The following is an 18,213-nucleotide window of genomic DNA, read 5'->3' on the forward strand; positions in this document are numbered from 1 at the left end:
ATACCCCGAATGGGTGTGTGAGCCTTGCGATGGCCCGACATGGCAAAAAACAGCAGTTTCGTTGACTTGTTTTGTCATAGATCCAGCGCCAGTCCCACGCTTAGAGTGCCGTACATAGAGATCACCCAGGGCACGTACATGAACGACCTGATCAAACAAGAACGACACGAAGGCGTCCTGACGCTGACCTTTGACCGCCCCGACAAACTCAACGCGCTGAACAACAGCATGTACATGCAGCTGGGCGACCTGTTGCTGGCCGCTGATGAGGACGCCGACATTGGCGTGATCATCCTCACGGGTGGCGCCTCGTGCTTTACCAGTGGCAACGACCTGGCGGATTTTCTCCAGCATCCGCCGACCGATCTGGACAGCCCGGCGTTTCGCCTGATGCGCGTGGTTATCCACCTGCAAAAACCGTTGATCGCGGCGGTGTGCGGAGCGGCCATCGGGATCGGCACCACCCTGCTGCTGCATTGCGATCAGGTGCTGGTCACCCGCAATGCCCGGTTACGCACGCCGTTCGTGAACCTGGGCCTGTGCCCGGAGTTCGGCGCGAGCCTGCTGCTGCCACGCTTGCTCGGTCACGCCCGGGCGGCGCGCCTGCTGCTGTGGGGCGACAGCCTGGACGGTGCCGCCGCCGTCGCGTGCGGATTGGCCAACGAACTGTTCGACGACGGGCAACAATGCCTGGAGGCCGCCGAGCACATGGCTCGTCGACTGCTGGCGCTGCCCCAGGAATCCCTGCGTCAAACCCGGCAGTTACTCAAACAGACATCGATGCCGGAACTGCAAGCCACCATCCGTCAAGAGAACCTGCTGTTCATCAAGCGCCTGACAACCCCTGAAGCGCAGTCAGCGTTGAACGCACTCCTTAATCGAAGCACTGAAAAGAACCCATCTACAGGAACGCCTTCATGAACACCCCAGACGTATTTGTTGTCAGCGCCGCACGCACCGCCATCGGCTCCTTTGGTGGCTCGCTCAAAGATGTGCCGCTGGCCGATCTGGCGACCACGGCCGTCAAGGCCGCGCTGGAGCGCTCCGGCGTGGACCCGGCGCAAATCGGCCATCTGGTGATGGGCAACGTGATCCCGACTGAAACCCGTGACGCGTACATCTCCCGGGTCGCCGCGATGAACGCCGGCATCCCGAAAGAAACCCCCGCCTACAACGTCAACCGCCTCTGCGGTTCCGGCCTGCAAGCCATCATCAGCGCGGCCCAGACCTTGATGCTGGGCGATGCCGAGATTGCGATCGGTGCCGGTGCCGAGTCCATGAGCCGCGGCCCGTACCTGATGCCGTCCGCCCGTTGGGGTGCGCGCATGGGCAACGTCCAGGCCATCGACTACATGCTGGGCATCCTGCATGACCCGTTCCACGGCATACACATGGGCATCACCGCAGAGAACGTCGCCCAGCGCAACGGCATCACCCGCGACATGCAGGACGCCCTCGCCCTGGAAGATCAAAAGCGTGCCGCGTTCGCGATCGCCAATGGCTACTTCAGCGAGCAGATCGCTGCGGTGGAAATCCGTGGTCGCAAGGAAACGACGCTGTTCAGCATCGACGAACACCCGCGCGCCACCTCTCTGGAACAACTCGCGCAGATGAAGCCAGCGTTCAAGAGCGACGGTTCGGTCACAGCCGGCAATGCCTCGGGCCTGAACGACGGTGCCGCTGCACTGGTCATGGCCACCGGCAGCGCGGTCCAGGCCAACAACCTGCGCCCGCTCGCCCGCCTGGTCAGCTACGCCCACGCCGGTGTCGAGCCAGAACTGATGGGCCTGGGACCGATTCCCGCCACACGCCTGGCGCTCAAACGCGCAGGCCTGACCGTGGCGGATCTGGACGTCATCGAAGCCAACATCGCCTTCGCCGCCCAGGCTTGTGCCGTCAGCCAGGAACTGGAACTCGACCCGGCCAAGGTCAACCCGAACGGCTCGGGCATTTCCCTCGGTCACCCGGTGGGCGCGACCGGGGCGATGATTGCCACCAAAGCCATCCACGAACTGCAGCGCGTCAACGGGCGTTATGCGCTGGTGACTATGTGCATTGGTGGTGGTCAGGGGATTGCGGCGATTTTTGAGCGGGTTTAAATGCTAGAGCGACGGTAAACAAATGTGGGAGCGAGCTTGCTCGCGATGCGGTGTTCCAGGCGAGAATTTTCTCGGCTGTACCGCCGCTATCGCGAGCAGGCTCGCTCCCACAGGGTCTTGCGTTTTAGATGTTTTTTTCGTCGATCCCAGCCTTCAACGACTGACTATCGAAATGACCACCAAGGGTGACAGGACCCAGTTTGACGCTGTGTTCACCCGGGGTTGAAACGACCGGTTTACTGGCTTCACCCTCTGCCTTTTCAGGTAAATCCACACCGGCGTTGACCCCGTAATCACGGTTGTCCACGGTCGTCGTGCTGACCTTCGACCCACCCAGATCAACGCGGCCTTCAGTGGACGAAACCCATGCACCGGTCAGCTGCGTTGCGCCGCCTACCTTCAGGTTCACGCCTTGGGTGCCACTGATACCGGAAACCTGGCTGACGCTGTCTTTATGCGCGTAGCCACCCTCAAGTTTCAGTGTCGGTTTGTAGTCGGTCCCGCCCGGTTTCACATTCTCTGCGACTGTGTCCTTGTCGGACGGTGCAGCCTTCTTGCCCGTCAGGCCGAGGTCAACATCAAGCTTGGCGCTAGTCTGGCTGTCCTGGCGGCTTTCCACGTTCAGGTCACCGCCGGCCTTGCCGCTGACGCTCGCCGCATCGATGCGCGCGCCCGTCAGATGCGTATCCCCCGCGCTGTTCAACACCACGCTTTCAGCCTTGATCTGGCTGTTCTGTTGGCTCGTGCCTTGCTGGTAATCCACGCCAACCTTGGCCCCGGCATTGAAGCCGTGATCACTCGTGGCGACGTTCTGTTCATCCACCACAACCGGCGTGCTGTTGCTCAGGTTGCCGCCGGCATTCAGTGCCACATTCCAGTTTGTGCGGTTCTGTGTGGACTCGGCCGACTCCTGAAAGATGCCGCCCATCTGCGCATCAAGACTGACGCCCGGGGCGTTGACCTGAGTGCCTTGCAGGTGGATCTCCTCACCGCTGAGGGCGATCGTGTCCTGGCTGTTGAGCTGGCCACCGGTCAAGGTCCGGGTCGATTCGTTGACCCGACCGATGTTGAAATTGCCGCTCACGTTGCCGCCCTGATCGGCACTTTTCTCCGTGCTGGTTTTGCTGCCGCCCACCTTGAGGCCGCCACCGAGGTTGCTGCCGGTCGCGTTGTGGGTGTCGGTCGCCGCTTGCAGATCGAGTTTGCCGCCAGCCTTCAGGTCGATGCCGCCCACTGTGTCGACCTTGGTCCCTTGCTGGATCTGGTCGCCACCGCTGCTCAGCAGCACCGGACCTTTACCCTGAATGCTCGCCACACGCGCCTGGCTGTCTTCAGTCTGTTTGCCGGTGTGGTCGAGCTGGAAACCAGCGCCAAGATCGACATTGGTGCCGTTGGTGCCCGGCGCAGTGCCGACGCTCAACGAGCCGTTGCCGCGCAGGCTGGAGGTGTCGCTGCTCTGGCGGTCATTGGCTTGGTTCAGCGCCAGTTCGCCGCCAGTCTTGATCGCAACACCGCCCTGCCCGCCGTCGAAATGGCTGCCTTCGAACTGGCCATCGCGACGCAGGTTGATGTTCACCCCTTCGCTGCCGGCATAGCTGCCGACGACGGCGCTGGAGCTGTCTTTGCGCGTCTGGCTGCTGCCGCCCGCGCCGCTGCCGGCGACGTTCACGTCCTCACCGGTCTTGGTGTAGACCCGCACGTCAGCCTTGGCGTCCAGTGCCTGATCGGTGCTGCTGTGGGTATTGCTCGCAGCGCTCGCCACCAACGTATCAGCGTTGATATTGACCTTGCCCGCGCTCGCCTGATAGTGCGTGCCTTGGTCCTGCAACGTCCCGGCCACGTTCACATCCACGGTGCTGCCCTTGAACTGGCTGGCCACGGCGTTGCTGGTTTGCTCGGTGTGGCTGGCGTTCTGATGACCGATGGCGACGTCGATGCCCACGTTGGGTTGACCGAGATCCGCCAGTGCATCCTTGTCCGGCACCTTGCCGGCGAGCACGTCCTTGACCGCGCCGGCGATTGGCCGGGCGATGTCTTTGTACTCGACGTTGGCGCCGATGTCCGCCGACCAGTTGCTGTCTTTATGGGTGCTGCTGTCGGTGTTGTTCGCAGCGCGATTGTCGACCTCAGCGGCAGCGACATTCAGGCCTTTGCCGGCATCCAGACGCGCGCCTTCGGTGGTGAGTTTGCCGGTGTTGATGGTCAGGTTGCCGCTGCTCTGCATGCCGGTAGTTTGTGCAGTGGTTTTGCCGGTGGTGTCTTGCGAGGTGGTGTGCGTGAAATCGACGCCACTGCCAGCACGGTCGAGACCGCCGGTGTAGTAGAAGCCGCCGCTGGTGCTGGTTTTATCGGTCGAGGTGCTGTGGCTGTCCTGCTCGGCCAGCAGCGAGACGTTTTTGCCGGTCAGTGTCGCGTCGCCGTGGGTGGCGTTGACCTCGGCGCCCTTAAGCGTCAGGTCGCCACCCGTCACCAGTTGCACGGTGCCGCCGCTGAGGCTGGAACCTTGCTGCTTGACGTCGTTGCCAGTCACGGTTTGCTGCTTGTCTTCGTAATGCACACCGGCACGATACTGACCCGCGTCCGGGGCGTTTTCCTTGGCGTAGGCGTCGAAGCCGCGTGTCTCGGTGGTCCTGCTGCTGTCGCGGGTGTTTTGTCTGGAATGCACGTTCACATCCCCCGACGCGTCAGCGCTCAGGGTGCCGCCGGCCTTGACCGTGGAGCCGGCAACTTCGATGTCCTTGGCGCTCTTGAGCGTGAGGTTGCTGTCCGACGTCAGCTCGCTGCGCACGGTGCTGCTGTCCTTGGCGTTCTGGCGGGTTTCGTCCTTGGTGATGCCGAAGAACTTGCTGTCCTTGTCGTGGCTGTTCGTGTGGGAAGTGTCCTGCACGCCATCGATTACCAGCGAACCCTTGTCGCTGATGACGCTGGATTCGCTACCGCCGCGCACCTGACTGCCGCTGATGCGCACGTCGTCCGCCTTGACGATCAGCTTGCCGGCCGCATTGATTTTGCTGCCCTGGTTTTGGGTCTTGCCCTGATCGGCGTCGCCGGTCTTGCCGAAGAAACCGCCGCCCACCAGATCGCCCGAGTAACGGTTGTCGGTGTTGCGCTGAGTGCGACTGGCGCTGGTGATGTCCACCTGCTTGCCCGCGAGGTGGATGTCACCGGCACTGTTCAACCCAGCCCCTTCGGAATGCAGCAGTGCGGCGGTCTGCAAGGCGATGTTGCCGCCCTTCAATTGGCTGGTGATGCTGCGTTGCTCTTCGCTGCTGCTGTTCCAATCGGCTTTCCACAGGTGTTTGCGGTGATGGCCCTGATCGGTCTGAGTGTGGCTTTCGGTGGCAGCGCTCAGGCGCAGATCGCCGCCGCTTTGCACGCTTAGATTTTTCCCTGCTTCGACCTTGGCCGCCTTCAATTCGGTGTCAGCGCCGGACGATAATTGCGCGTCTCGACTGGCCAGAATCTGGCTGCCGTGCTGGCGTGAATCGCTGTCGGTCTGCGTGCGGTCGTAGGTTTCCCAGGTGATGCCGATCGTGCTGTTGTTCCAGTTTTCGCGCTGCTCCTGGAGACGGCGACTTTCGACTGTGCTCAGGGTCAGGTTGCGTCCGGCGTCGAGTTTGACGTCGCGACCGCTGACATCGGCGGCCGCCAGGGTCAGGTCCTTGCCGCTGTGCAGGCCGACGTCGCCCTGGCTGCTGCGCACGCCGGCCCGGACCACATCGAGACTATCGGGAATCGCTTGGCCGCTGATGCTCAAATCCCCTGCCGAGCGAATCTGCACGCCATCACGGCCCGCGACTTGCACCGGCCCGACTCGCACACCCGCGCCTTCGGCGGTGCTGACGATGTTGATGCGCCCCGCTTGCATGGCGCCAAACAGGCTGGCGTCGATGCGTTGATCGGTGGTGTGGCCGGCCGGGTCCACGGTTTTCACCTGACCGGAGGCGTAGTCCACCTGATTGCGGCCGACGGTGAGGTTCAGTTGATCGCGAGCGTTGAGGCTGCCCTGGCTATCGATACGCGGGGCGATCAGGTTGATCGAGCCCTCACGGTTTTGCAGACCCGCGCCTTGAATCTGCAACGTCCCGGTGGCATCCCGGGTGCTCAGGGCTTGCAACTTGCCGTCGTTCAATTCGGGACGGCCGACCACCAGGTTGGCGTTCGGCGTGTTGATAAAACTGCCGCCGTTCACCGAGATGCCGTTGGGGTTGGCCAACACATAATCGGCGGCGCGGCCGAAGATTTCCTGGGCACCGTTGATGGCCGACGCGTTGCGGCTGACCACTTCGTTGAGGATCACGCTCGCGGCCTGGCCCTGAAGCTGCGGGTTGGCGGCCAGTTGCCCGGCGAGCTGGGATTGCCCGGCCTGCAAGGCGTTGTTCAACACCAGGCCCTGGCGATCGACGTTGTAGTCGAGGAACTGGTTATGCGACAGGCCCGAGCCATTAGGTGCAACGATGTTGACGATCGGCACGCCGCCCTGGGTTTGCAGTTGCGCAGTGCCGCCGGGGCCCGGCGCGACCACCACGCCGCCCGCGAAAGCGCTTGGCAGTTGGGCAATCAGGAACAGGCTGGCAATCGCCCAGCGCAATTTGCCCCGAGGGGAAAGATGAAACGCAAATGTCTGTGCAGGCATAAAGACCTCTCAATTAAAGTGCGGCATCACGTTGCGCGTTGGGGTGATTGCCGTGGCTGTCGCGCACAGGTCCGACGGCTTTTGTTCATATCTGCAACCCCACGCGCATCAGCCAGGTCTCTGGCTCGTGCCTTAAACCGTTGGGCGTGTTGAGGCTGCGTTGGTAGTCGACGTCCACTTGCAGGTTTTTCCAGCTCAGGTTGACCCCGGCGCTGGCCCCGCTCAGGCGTTGGCCCTGGGCGCCGTGGTCGGCCTTGATCCAGCCGTTGTCCAGGCCCAGGCGCGGAGTCATCAGCACCGGCCAATCGCTGCGCAACGGCAGGCGCAACGTGTTGCGCCAGATCGCGCCGCTGGCACCGGACGCACTGTTGACCCGGTATCCGCGCACGGCAGAATCGTCGGTGCCCAGCAGTTGTTCGATGGCCGGCAGCGGATCGGGGCTGTACTGCATGTTCAGCTGGCTTTGCCACTGCCACGCCTGCTGGCCGAACCGACCGTTGCGCCACTGGCTGAGGCCGGCGCGGTACTTGCGAAACTGCGCCTTGGGCAGGTTGCTGACCTGGCGCTGGGCATCGTCATCGGCACCGAACCAGCGCAGACCCTGGGCGTAATTGAGGTCCAGGTTCCACACCGCGCTGTTGAGCCAGAAAAGGTTCAAACCGGCTTCGGCCACGGTCAGGGTCGGGCTCTGGATACCCAGGCGAATGTTCTCCAGGTAACTGTCGACGTCCTTGTGGGCCAGTTGCAGATTCGCGCTGAGCTGACGGCTTTGATCGCGCCACAACACCCGGTCAGCGCGCACGCTGAGCTGGTCGGTGATGCCGCTGCTGTGGAACTCCAGGGTGCTGAGTTTGAACGGCGCACGGTATTCGGCATGGCTGGCGAACACGCTGTAGGTCCAGTAGCCGTAAGGAATGGCGTAGTAAAGGCTGGCGTTGCGGCTGTAGCGATCGCCGCGATTGAGGGTGTCGCTGACGCTCACATTGAGGGCGTCGTTGAGTTCCAGCGGACTGTCGAGGCTCAGGCTCAAGGTGTCGCGGTCACGCCCGGTGCTGGCGCTGCCGAGGTTGTCGACGCCCATGCCCAACGCCCAACGTGACTGACCGCTGGTGCGCGAACGCAGGATGATCCGCGAGGCGCCGGGCTGGGTTCCGGGGGCGATGTCGGCGGTCAGGTCAAGCGAACGCAAGCGGTTCAGTTGATCCAGGCCTTGCTCAAGATCGCGCAGGTACAGCGGCTTGCCGAGCATGCCGGGGAACGCTCCACCGAGTGATACCGGCAGGCTCTGGTCGGCCAGTTCGATGGACTCGACGTAGCCTTCATCGACCACGATATCCAGCGATTGCCCGGCGACCGGCACGCTGCTCAGGTACGGCCGACTGGCGATGTACCCCGCGTCCACGTAGAGGCCGGTGATGGTCGCCAGCAGATGGTTAATCTGGCCGACGCCCATGCAGGACGACAGTTGCGGCTTGATTCGCTCGTTGAGTGTCTGGCTGCTGATCAGGGTGACGCCGCCGACGCGCGTGCCACTTAGCGGCCAGCAGCGTTCATCGGCGGGCACATTGGCGGGGACCGTCGGTGCTACCGGCGCAGAACCAAAGCTGCCGCGTTCCAGTTGCCGACGGCGCTGGTCCAGTTGCAGTTGTTGCAGATCGCGCTGTTGCTGTTGTTGCTGGCGCAGCACTTCCTGGCCTGGGGCGGAAGGCTCTGCGGCCTGGAGTGCAGAAGCACTCAGGCTCAACAAAGAAACCAACATCAGCGTGCCAGGTGAAGATCTGCGACGAAGTACAACGCGAAACGAATACGGCACTCAACATCCTTGTCATCATCAAATGGCTTAATGCCATCTCATCAATGCGAGTGATAGTCAGATCGTTCCTACGCAAATGCAAGACGCGTCCTACAACGCTTACATTTCTTAAACAATTGGTTTCCTTGCAGTTAGCGCCAATAACAGGGCCAACGTGCCGCACAGCACCAAGGTTTCGCCCAACGCCTGGCCCGAGGCTGCAAGCGTCAGCCCAGCGCCGATCAACAGGTAATACAGCAAACCGAACAGCGCACCGGCCGTGCCCAGCCGATCGCCATAGTGGGTCAAGGCAGCGCCGAGAATGTTCGGGATTGCCAGGCCGAACGCCAACACCACCAGTAGCATCGGCAGTACAAACAGCGCGCTGTCCTGCATCAGCCACACGCCGACACCGCCCGATAATGCCAACGTTGCCGCAAGCCGAATCAACTGAAGCCCCTTGGACCCGCGACCCAGCAATCGTTTGTTAAGCCACGCACCGAGGCCGGAACCCAAGGCCAGAATCACCCCGCTGTAACCAAACCATTGCGCACTCAAACCGAGCCGCTGAAACATGAACGGACCGAGGCTGTAGTAGCTGAACAAGGCAATGTTGAACAGCGCCACCAACAGCGTCGAACGCCAGATATCGCGGTCTTTGAGCATTCGCCACAGCGTCTCGAACAGCGCGGGAGTCGTGACATTTTGCGGGCGGGTTTCCGGCAAGGTCCGCAGGCACCACAGCCATAACGCAGAGGACAACAGCAACAGGCAGCCCAGCACGCCTCGATAGCCGAACGCTTGCACCAGACTCGCCCCGGTGAACAGCCCAATCGCAGGGCTGGCCGCCAGCGCGATGCCCATCATCGAAAACACCTGTGCCAGTGCTGCTCCTTTGAAGCGGTCACGCAACAGGGTTTGCGTGACGACCGAGCCCACCGCCGCCCCGAACGCGGCCAGCGCCTGGGCCATCAGCAGCGCCTCAAATGTGGCAGCGTTCAACGCCAGCACCGAGGCTCCGGCATACACCGTCAACCCGGCGAGCATCGAGGGGCGACGGCCGATGCGGTCGCACATCCGCCCCCACACCACCACGCCGAAGGCGAACGCCAGGAAATACACCGACAGGGTTTGCGCTGCTTGTTGCGGGCCCACGGCAAAGACTTCGCCGATGTCCGCCAGTGCCGGGCTGTAAAGGGTTTGGGCGATCTGCGGAAACATCAGCAACGCAATCGCCAGGATCAACAGGCTTCTGCAATTCATCACGACTTCACTCTTCAAGAAAAACTGGCGAGCAGCTTAAAGAGCGCTGACTGACGTATTATCCAAACCCTGACATTTAATCGTTGAAATCAGACAACCATGGCCTGGATTGATGCACACACGCGATTCAATCCCGATCGTTACTCGGCGTCGGTGGTCGGCATCGCCGCGACCTTGGGCGATCATGATTCCGAGCTGCATCGACATCAGCGCGGGCAGTTGCTGTTCACCCGCCAGGGCTGCACGCGCATCACCCTCGCGCAGCAGTTGTGCCTGTTGCCGCCCTCCCGTGCGGCGTGGATTCCGCCAGGGATTGAACACCGCGCCGTGATGCAGCAGAGCGTTGACTACCGCTCCATCTACCTGACAGCGGATGTGTGCGCCGAACTGCCGCAGCAGGTCTGCGTGATTGAAGTCAGCCCATTGTTGCGGGCGGTGCTGGAACCGATCGCCCTCGCCGACTTCGACACCGATTGGCAGCAGGGCAAATTCGTTCACTTGCTGGGTCTGTGCCTGAGTGAAATCCGTGACGCGAAGCAACAATCGATGCTGTTGCCTTTGCCGACGGACAAACGCTTGGCGCCACTCTTGGCCACACCCGAACTCCTACCGCCGGAACTTCAGGTGCTGGAACGGCAGATCGGCGCCAGCGGCCGCACCATCGGGCGAATTTTCCAGCGCGAAACCGGCATGAGTTATCAGCAATGGCGCCAACAATGGCGGCTGATGCGCGCCATGGAACTGCTCGCCACCGGACGCAGCATCAGCTACAGCGCGTTCGAAACCGGTTTTGCCAGTGACAGTGCGTTTATTGCGTTCTTCAAGGACATGACTGGCATCACGCCCGGCCATTGGCTCAAGTAAGCACCTGACGACCGGAAGCAGAAATCATTTGCCACAAAATATTACCTGCGTCATATTACATGCGTAATAAAGACTTGCTTCCCATAGGTATTCAATCAAATGACCAGCATGCCCAGCCTCGAACCCGACGTTGCTGTCCCGGTGAGCACACCCAAGCCTCCCCTGCTCAAACGGTTGATCCTGCTGACGGCCGCCATCGCGGCGCTGGTGTTTGCCGGGCTGTACGCGACTCACTGGTGGACCGCTGGCCGTTTCATCGAAGAAACCGACGATGCCTATATCGGCGGTGATGTGACGGTGATCGGCCCGAAAGTCGCGGGGTACATCGAAGAAGTGCTGGTCACCGACAACCAGAAGGTCAAGGCTGGCGATGTGTTGATCCGCCTCGACTCCCGTGACTACCGCGCCAATCTGGCCAAGGCCGAAGGCGCGGTGGCCGCGGAAGAAGCATTGCTCGCCAACCTCGACGCGACCGAACAACTGCAACACGCGGTGATCGGCCAGGCCCGCGCTGGCATCGATGCCGCCGGCGCCGAAACCGCGCGCTCACGGGACGACAATGCGCGCTATAAAAAACTGGTCGGCAGCAATGCGGTCTCGGTGGAAAGCGCCCAACGTGCCGATGCGACGTTCAAAACGGCTCAGGCGCTCAGTTCGCGGGCCCAGGCCGAACTGCTGGCGGCGCAACGTCAGTTGAACGTGATCGCAACGCAAAAACAGCAAGCCCGCGCCGCGCTGATGCAGGCCCACGCCGAACGTGATCTGGCGCAACTGAACGTCAGTTACACCGAACTGAAGGCCCCGGTGGACGGCGTGATCGGCAATCGCCGGGCGCGAGTCGGCGCCTACGCACAGGCCGGTTCGCAACTGCTTTCAGTGGTGCCCTCCAGTGGATTATGGGTCGATGCCAACTTCAAGGAAGACCAACTGTCGCGCATGATTCCGGGCCAACGGGTGGTCATTCATGCCGACGTGCTGTCCGGGCAGGAATTCCACGGTCACTTGGGCAGCCTGGCGCCGGCCAGCGGCTCGCAGTTCAGCGTACTGCCACCGGAAAACGCCACCGGCAACTTCACCAAAATCGTGCAGCGCGTGCCGGTGAGAATCATCCTTGATCCTGCCGATGGCGTGCTCGGTCATTTGCGTCCGGGCCTGTCGGTGACCGCCGAAGTGGACACCCGCAAAGAACCCGAATCCCCGGCCGTGGCCAGCGCGCCATGAGCCGCGCCCTCGCCGCCCCCGCGCAACCGTTCAATGCGGCCGACATGGCGACGGCGACCAAAGTCTTCGCCTTCGCCACCATGTGCATCGGCATGTTCATTGCGCTGCTGGACATCCAGATCGTCTCCGCCTCGTTGCGTGACATCGGCGGCGGGCTCTCGGCCGGCACCGATGAAACGGCGTGGGTGCAAACCAGTTACCTGATCGCCGAGATCATCGTGATTCCGTTATCCGGCTGGTTGTCGCGGGTGTTCTCGACGCGTTGGCTGTTTTGCGCTTCAGCAGTGGGTTTCACCTTGGCCAGCCTGCTCTGCGGCGCAGCCTGGAACATCCAGAGCATGATCGCGTTCCGTGCCCTGCAAGGCTTTCTCGGCGGTTCGATGATCCCGCTGGTGTTCACCACCGCGTTCTTTTTCTTCACCGGCAAGCAACGGGTGATCGCAGCGGCAACCATCGGCGCGGTGGCTTCGCTGGCCCCGACTTTGGGCCCGGTGATTGGTGGCTGGATCACCGATATTTCGTCCTGGCACTGGCTGTTCTACATCAACCTGGTTCCGGGGATTTTCGTCGCCGTGGCCGTACCGATGCTGGTGAAAATCGACCAGCCGGAACTGTCGCTGCTCAAGGGCGCCGACTATCTGAGCATGGTGTTCATGGCGCTGTTTCTAGGCTGTCTGGAATACACCCTTGAAGAAGGCCCGCGCTGGAACTGGTTCAGCGACAGCACTATTCTGACCACGGCGTGGATCAGCGGCCTCGCCGGCCTGGCCTTCATCGGCCGAACCCTGCACGTCGCCAACCCGATCGTCGATTTGCGCGCCTTGAAGGACCGCAACTTCGCCCTCGGCTGCTTCTTTTCGTTCGTCACCGGGATCGGCCTGTTCGCCACGATTTACCTGACGCCGCTGTTCCTCGGTCGGGTGCGTGGCTATGGCGCGCTGGACATTGGTCTGGCGGTTTTCTCCACCGGGGTGTTCCAGATCATGGCGATTCCGCTGTACGCCTTTCTGGCCAATCGCATTGACCTGCGCTGGATCATGATGACCGGCCTCGGGCTGTTCGCGCTGTCGATGTGGGATTTCAGCCCGATCACCCATGACTGGGGGGCTAAAGAATTGATGCTGCCGCAAGCGCTGCGCGGAATTGCCCAGCAACTGGCGGTGCCGCCAGCGGTGACATTAACCCTCGGCGGACTGGCCCCGGCGCGGCTCAAACATGCTTCGGGGCTATTCAACCTGATGCGAAACCTGGGGGGCGCCATCGGCATTGCCGCGTGCGCGACCATTCTCAACGACCGCACCAACCTGCACTTCACCCGGTTGGCCGAACATCTGAACAGCACCAACGAAGCGCTGAATCAATGGCTGTCCCAGGTCGGCAACAACTTCGCCGCCCTCGGCCAGAGCGGCGACGCCGGCGTCACCGCCAGCCTGCATCAACTGTGGCTGCTGACTTACCGTGAAGCGCAGACCCAGACCTACGGTGACGCGTTTCTGATGATCATGGTCTGTTTCATCATTGCCACGGCGATGGTGCCCTTGATGCGCAAGGTGCAACCACCGGCCGCGCCGTCAGCAGACGCTCACTGATCAGGCTTGAGGCATTTTGCGGAAACCCACCGCCAGACGGTTCCAGGCGTTGATCGTGGTGATGGCCACGGTCAGGTCGACCAATTCCTTCGGGCTGAATTCGGATGCCGCCAGTTCGTAGTCTTCATCCGGTGCGTGAGTCTGGCTCAGCAGGGTCAAGGACTCAGTCCACGCCAGCGCCGCACGTTCACGCGGGGTGAAGAATGGCGTTTCACGCCAGGCCGACAGTGTGTACAGACGGCGCTGGTCTTCACCGCCCTTGATGGCGTCGGCGCTGTGCATATCCAGGCAGAAGGCGCAGCCGTTGATTTGCGAGGTGCGCAGCTTGACCAGTTCGATCAGGGTCTTTTCCAGTGGCAGCTTCGAAACAGCGCCTTCCAGCGCGATCATGGCTTTGAGGGCGTCTGGGGAAGCGGTGTAGAAATCGATGCGAGGTTTCATGGTGGACTCCAATATTTCAAGGGGTGGAGCTAAGTTAGTCCTGACGACGCCGTGGACAAATAGCCAATATTTCAGAAGTCGAGGAGGCCATTGGCAGGGCCGATCAAAAAGACAATTGCCAGCGCTCGTGGAGTGCCACTAGAATGCGATCAATTCTTAATTGCACTCAGGCCAGGATGCCCGCAACGAGTATCTGCCCCCCATGTCGTCCGCCGACCAGCCTTTGAATCAGCAAATCCACACCCTCTACAGCGAACACCACGGTTGGCTGCAGGGATGGCTGCATCGAAAACTTGGCAACCGCTGCGATGCGGCCGACCTGGCCCACGATACGTTTCTGCGCCTGTTGACCCGGCAAGTCGTCAAACCCTTTGGCAGCGAACCCCGCGCCCTGCTCACGCACATCGCCAAAGGCCTGGTGATCGACCGCTGGCGCCGTCAGGACCTCGAACGCGCCTATCTGGAGACCATTGCCCAGTTGCCGGTCGCCGAAGTGCCGTCGCCGGAAACCCGCCTGCTGATTCTCGAAACCCTGATCCGCATTGAAGCGTTGCTGCGCGAATTGCCCGCCGTCACCCGGGACACTTTTCTGCTGTCGCAGATCGAAGGGCTGACCTACGCCCAGATCGCCACGCGCCTGAGCGTGTCGCTGATCACTGTCAAACGGCACATGCGCGCGGCGTTCATCGCCTGCCTGAGTGTCGCTTGATGAGTCCGTCGGCGATCGACCCACACATCCTCGGCGAGGCCGCCGACTGGCTGGTGCAGCTGCACTCAGGCACCGCGACACCGTCCGACCACCAGGCGATTGCCCAATGGCGAACGCGAAGTGCCGAGCATGCCCAAGCCTGGCAACGGGCCGAAGCGCTGCTCGGAGAATTTCGCGCCGTGCCGGCCAACCTCGCCATTCAGACTTTGCAACGAGCCGCTCGCAGGGATGGCCTCACTCGCCGCCAGACCCTCACGCGTCTGGGCTTGTTGCTGATGGCCGGGCCCTTGGGCATCGCCTCACAACATATGCCCTGGCAGCAGTGGACCGCCGATCAACGTACCGCGGTGGGCGAACAGAAAAACCTGCAATTGCCCGACGGCACTCAACTGCTGCTCAACACGGAAAGTGCGGTCGACATTGCCTTTAACCTGCATGAGCGGCGAGTGGTGTTGCTGAATGGCGAAGTGTTGATTAGCACCGCCAAGGACCCCGGCGCCCGGCCGTTTATTGTCGAAACCCCGCAAGGGATCGCCCGCGCGCTGGGCACGCGGTTTTGCGTGCGGATCAATGGCTCGCGAAGCCAGGTGTCGGTGCTCGAAGGTCTCGTAGAGCTCACGCCACAAAAGCTGCAACAGAGCACGACCCTCAAGGCCGGTGAACGCCAGAGCTTCAAGCTCAACCGGATCGACCCACTGGAAAGCTTCGACACCAGCGCCCTGGCTTGGGACAAGGGCATGTTGCTGGCGAACAATATGCGCCTCGATGAATTGCTCGGTGAATTGAGTCGTTACCGGCCCGGCGTGTTGCGTTGTCATGAGGACGTCGCGGCGTTGCGGGTGTCGGGGGCGTTTTCCCTGCGCGATACCGACGCCAGCCTGCGTTTGCTCAGCGATACCCAGCCGCTGAAAATCAGCCGCCTGACCCGGTATTGGTTGTCGGTCGAACCGAGGGTCTGACCGCGCTGCGATTTTTTTCAATGTCCCCTGATACCTTTCTGCGCTTCGTTCGGTGTGTGGATATACCTCTTCAATTCCACGCGCTCGACAGGAACGCCGAATGACTTCAACACCCCTGCACGATTTCCCGCTCAAGGCCTTGAGCCTGAGCATTGCCCTGGCCTTCACAGCGTTGCTGCCGTTCAACAGCCAGGCCGCCGATGCCGTGAATGAAAGCGCCAGCCGCAGCGTCAACATCGGCCCGGGTTTGCTCAGCCATACCCTGGCGCAATTTGCCGTGAGTGTCGGGGTGCCGCTGTCGTTCGATCCGGCGCAATTGGGCAATCGCCAGAGTCTGGGACTGCAGGGCAACTACAGCGTGCAATCGGGCTTTGCACAGTTGCTGGAAGGCAGCGGTTTCGAGCTGATGAGTACCGGCGGCAACGGCTACACCCTGGCACCGCGAGTCGCCGCCAATGGTGCGCTGGAACTGGGCGCCACCAGCATCAGCGCCCTGCGCGACGACAACGCTGACACTTACGGCGGTGGCCAGGTCGCGCGCAGCGCGCAGGTCGGCATGCTCGGCAATCAGGAACTCAAAGACCTGCCCTTCAGCGTCACCAGTTACACCGCCAAAACCATCGCCGACCAGCAAGCCCAGACCGTGGGCGATGTGCTGCTCAATGATGCCTCGGTGCGCCAGTCTGCCGGTTTCGGCAACTTCTCCCAGGTGTTCATGATTCGCGGCTTGCCGCTGGCCTCCGATGACATTTCCTATAACGGCCTGTACGGGGTTTTGCCGCGGCAGATCATCGCCACCGAAGCGCTGGAACGGGTCGAATTATTCAAGGGGCCGAACGCCTTCATCAACGGCGTGACCCCGAGCGGCAGCGGGATTGGCGGCGGCGTCAACCTGCAACCCAAACGCGCCAACGACCTGCCGACCCGCAGCGTCACTCTGGATTACAGTGCCGATGGCCGGGTCGGCGGGCATCTGGATTTGGGCCAACGTTTCGGCGAAGACAATCGCTTCGGCGCTCGGGTCAACCTGCTGCAACGCGAAGGCGACACCGCCGTCGACGATGAAGACCAACGCTCGTCGCTGATCAGTCTGGGCCTGGATTATCGCGGCGATCGCCTGCGCATTTCGACTGACCTTGGCTATCAGAAACAGGTAATCAACCAGGGCCGCTCGGTAGTTTACGTCGATTCGAGCCTGAGCAAAGTGCCCAAGGTGCCGGATGCCAATGCCGGTTACGCGCAGAGCTGGAGCTACTCGCAACTGGAAGACACCTTTGGCATGGCCCGCGCCGAGTACGACCTCAGCGACAGCTGGACCGCCTACGTCGCCGGCGGTGCCAAGCACACCCGGGAAAACGGCGTGTACTCGTCGCTGACCCTCACCGACCTCAACGGCAACGCCCGTGGCGGCATGCTTTACCCGCCGCACGATGAGGACAACCAAAGCCTGATGGCCGGGCTCAACGGTCGCTTGAACACCGGGCCGGTCAGCCATCAGTTGAACCTTGGCCTGGCGGGCATTTGGGGCGAGCAACGCTCGGCGTTCGAAACCATCGCCACGGCCGGGCGCTACAGCACCAACATTTACAACGTCACCGATAAACCGCGTCCACGGGCGACGTCGTTCGGCAGCGACATCCACGACCCGCGCATCGTCGGCAAGAACACCCTGCGCAGCGCGGCGGTGTCCGACACCCTGGGTTTTATCGATGACCGCGTCTTGCTGACCCTCGGCGTGCGGCGCCAGACACTCAACGTTGATGGCTGGAACACCACCTCCGGTGCGCGTACTTCAAGCTATGAAGAGTCGATCACCACGCCGGTTTATGGCTTGGTGATCAAGCCGTGGGAACACGTTTCGTTTTACGCCAACCGCATCGAAGGCCTGGCCAAGGGCCCGACGCCGCCGACCAGTGCGATCAACCGTGACGAAACCTTCGCCCCGGTGCGCAGCAAGCAAATCGAAGCCGGCGTGCGCCTGGACATGGACACCTACGGCGCCAGCCTCGGCGTGTATCGCATCGAACAACCGTCGAGCTACACCCAGAACGGCATTTTCCGGGTCGACGGCCAACAGCAGAACAAAGGCGTGGAATTGAACCTCTACGGCGAACCGCTCGAAGGCCTGCGCCTGCTCAGCGGCGCGACGCTGATGAAGACCGAGATCGAAGGCAGCACCAACGGCGTCAACGACGGCAACCGCGCCGTCGGCGTGCCGCGCTTTCAGCTCAACGTCGGGGCGGACTGGGATGTGCCGGGGATCGAAGGCGCGGCGCTCAGTGCGCGAATGTTGCGCACAGGCGGGCAATATCTGAATGCCGCCAACACCCAGAGCATCCCGGCGTGGAATCGTTTTGATGTGGGTTCGCGGTATGCCTTTACGCTCGATGAGAAGGAGATCACCTTGCGCGCCAATCTGGAGAACGTGGCAAACAAGGCTTACTGGGCGTCCGCCAATGGCGGGTACCTGACCCAGGGGACGCCGAGGACGTTGAAGGTGTCGGCGACGCTGGATTTCTGATCTGAATGTGCGGTGGGCCTGCCGCCGTCTTCGCGGGCAAGCCTCGCTCCTACAGGGGACACACGAAACCTCGTAGGAGCGAGGCTTGCCCGCGAACCGCGCAGCGGCCATCCACCTGA

The 18,213-nt window shown here is 62.0% G+C and carries 12 protein-coding genes; 8 read left to right on the forward strand and 4 right to left on the reverse strand.

Features of this window, described 5'->3' with window-relative positions:
• Positions 1-138: 138 nt before the first annotated feature.
• Together ACA049_RS20890 and ACA049_RS20895 are read left to right on the forward strand one after the other, a co-directional pair.
• Entirely contained in the window at positions 139-921 is a 783-nt protein-coding gene (locus tag ACA049_RS20890) for an enoyl-CoA hydratase (protein WP_497329469.1), read from the forward strand.
• Positions 918-2,099, forward strand: a complete 1,182-nt coding sequence (locus tag ACA049_RS20895) for an acetyl-CoA C-acyltransferase family protein (RefSeq protein ID WP_497329471.1) — start codon at positions 918-920, stop codon at positions 2,097-2,099. The genes ACA049_RS20890 and ACA049_RS20895 overlap by 4 nt, the downstream gene beginning before the upstream one ends.
• 124 nt (positions 2,100-2,223) lie before the next feature.
• On the opposite strand, the gene ACA049_RS20900 is transcribed toward ACA049_RS20895, so the two are convergent.
• The 3 genes from ACA049_RS20900 to ACA049_RS20910 all read right to left on the reverse strand — a co-directional run bounded on the left by ACA049_RS20900 (position 2,224) and on the right by ACA049_RS20910 (position 9,790).
• Complete coding sequence (locus tag ACA049_RS20900; RefSeq protein ID WP_497329473.1) at positions 2,224-6,735, reverse strand: hemagglutinin repeat-containing protein; 4,512 nt, start codon at positions 6,733-6,735, stop codon at positions 2,224-2,226.
• Between the two features lie 85 nt (positions 6,736-6,820).
• Positions 6,821-8,548, reverse strand: coding sequence for a ShlB/FhaC/HecB family hemolysin secretion/activation protein (locus ACA049_RS20905; RefSeq protein WP_497329475.1), 1,728 nt, complete (start codon positions 8,546-8,548; stop codon positions 6,821-6,823).
• 108 nt (positions 8,549-8,656) lie between these two features.
• Positions 8,657-9,790: an MFS transporter gene (locus ACA049_RS20910; protein ID WP_497329477.1), complete on the reverse strand. Its 1,134-nt coding sequence runs from the start codon at positions 9,788-9,790 to the stop codon at positions 8,657-8,659.
• 99 nt (positions 9,791-9,889) lie between these two features.
• On the opposite strand from ACA049_RS20910, the gene ACA049_RS20915 reads away from it, so the two are divergent.
• From ACA049_RS20915 to ACA049_RS20925, 3 genes are all read left to right on the forward strand, one after another.
• A complete protein-coding gene (locus ACA049_RS20915; RefSeq protein ID WP_497329479.1) occupies positions 9,890-10,654 on the forward strand; it encodes an AraC family transcriptional regulator in 765 nt (254 codons plus the stop codon).
• A 99-nt stretch (positions 10,655-10,753) separates the two neighbouring features.
• On the forward strand, positions 10,754-11,875 hold the full coding sequence (locus tag ACA049_RS20920; protein WP_497329481.1) for an HlyD family secretion protein: 1,122 nt from the start codon (positions 10,754-10,756) through the stop codon (positions 11,873-11,875).
• The gene (locus ACA049_RS20925; RefSeq protein ID WP_497329483.1) at positions 11,872-13,464 is read left to right on the forward strand and encodes a DHA2 family efflux MFS transporter permease subunit; all 1,593 of its coding nucleotides are present in this window, start codon (positions 11,872-11,874) and stop codon (positions 13,462-13,464) included. Before ACA049_RS20920 ends, ACA049_RS20925 begins: the two co-directional genes overlap by 4 nt.
• Here the strand turns inward: ACA049_RS20925 and ACA049_RS20930 are convergent, their stop codons facing one another.
• The gene (locus ACA049_RS20930) at positions 13,465-13,905 is read right to left on the reverse strand and encodes a carboxymuconolactone decarboxylase family protein (protein WP_094468235.1); all 441 of its coding nucleotides are present in this window, start codon (positions 13,903-13,905) and stop codon (positions 13,465-13,467) included.
• A gap of 202 nt (positions 13,906-14,107) precedes the next feature.
• On the opposite strand from ACA049_RS20930, the gene ACA049_RS20935 reads away from it, so the two are divergent.
• The 3 genes from ACA049_RS20935 to ACA049_RS20945 all read left to right on the forward strand — a co-directional run bounded on the left by ACA049_RS20935 (position 14,108) and on the right by ACA049_RS20945 (position 18,094).
• Positions 14,108-14,614 carry a sigma-70 family RNA polymerase sigma factor gene (locus ACA049_RS20935; RefSeq protein WP_497329485.1) on the forward strand — a complete coding sequence of 169 codons (507 nt, stop codon included), beginning with the start codon at positions 14,108-14,110 and terminating at the stop codon, positions 14,612-14,614.
• Positions 14,614-15,573, forward strand: a complete 960-nt coding sequence (locus ACA049_RS20940; RefSeq protein ID WP_497329487.1) for a FecR domain-containing protein — start codon at positions 14,614-14,616, stop codon at positions 15,571-15,573. Before ACA049_RS20935 ends, ACA049_RS20940 begins: the two co-directional genes overlap by 1 nt.
• A 100-nt stretch (positions 15,574-15,673) precedes the next feature.
• Positions 15,674-18,094: a TonB-dependent siderophore receptor gene (locus ACA049_RS20945; RefSeq protein ID WP_497329489.1), complete on the forward strand. Its 2,421-nt coding sequence runs from the start codon at positions 15,674-15,676 to the stop codon at positions 18,092-18,094.
• The last annotated feature ends 119 nt before the right edge of the window (positions 18,095-18,213 follow it).

Source organism: Pseudomonas sp. LBUM1662 (assembly GCF_059695915.1).

Excerpts from the sequence above, each read along its gene's own strand:
- ACA049_RS20890 (WP_497329469.1), top strand. The coding sequence starts at position 139 with ATGAACGACCTGATCAAACAAGAACGACACGAAGGCGTCCTGACGCTG.
- ACA049_RS20895 (WP_497329471.1), top strand. The coding sequence starts at position 918 with ATGAACACCCCAGACGTATTTGTTGTCAGCGCCGCACGCACCGCCATC.
- ACA049_RS20900 (WP_497329473.1), bottom strand. The coding sequence starts at position 6,735 with ATGCCTGCACAGACATTTGCGTTTCATCTTTCCCCTCGGGGCAAATTG.
- ACA049_RS20910 (WP_497329477.1), bottom strand. The coding sequence starts at position 9,790 with ATGAATTGCAGAAGCCTGTTGATCCTGGCGATTGCGTTGCTGATGTTT.
- ACA049_RS20915 (WP_497329479.1), top strand. The coding sequence starts at position 9,890 with ATGGCCTGGATTGATGCACACACGCGATTCAATCCCGATCGTTACTCG.
- ACA049_RS20920 (WP_497329481.1), top strand. The coding sequence starts at position 10,754 with ATGACCAGCATGCCCAGCCTCGAACCCGACGTTGCTGTCCCGGTGAGC.
- ACA049_RS20925 (WP_497329483.1), top strand. The coding sequence starts at position 11,872 with ATGAGCCGCGCCCTCGCCGCCCCCGCGCAACCGTTCAATGCGGCCGAC.
- ACA049_RS20930 (WP_094468235.1), bottom strand. The coding sequence starts at position 13,905 with ATGAAACCTCGCATCGATTTCTACACCGCTTCCCCAGACGCCCTCAAA.
- ACA049_RS20935 (WP_497329485.1), top strand. The coding sequence starts at position 14,108 with ATGTCGTCCGCCGACCAGCCTTTGAATCAGCAAATCCACACCCTCTAC.
- ACA049_RS20940 (WP_497329487.1), top strand. The coding sequence starts at position 14,614 with ATGAGTCCGTCGGCGATCGACCCACACATCCTCGGCGAGGCCGCCGAC.
- ACA049_RS20945 (WP_497329489.1), top strand. The coding sequence starts at position 15,674 with ATGACTTCAACACCCCTGCACGATTTCCCGCTCAAGGCCTTGAGCCTG.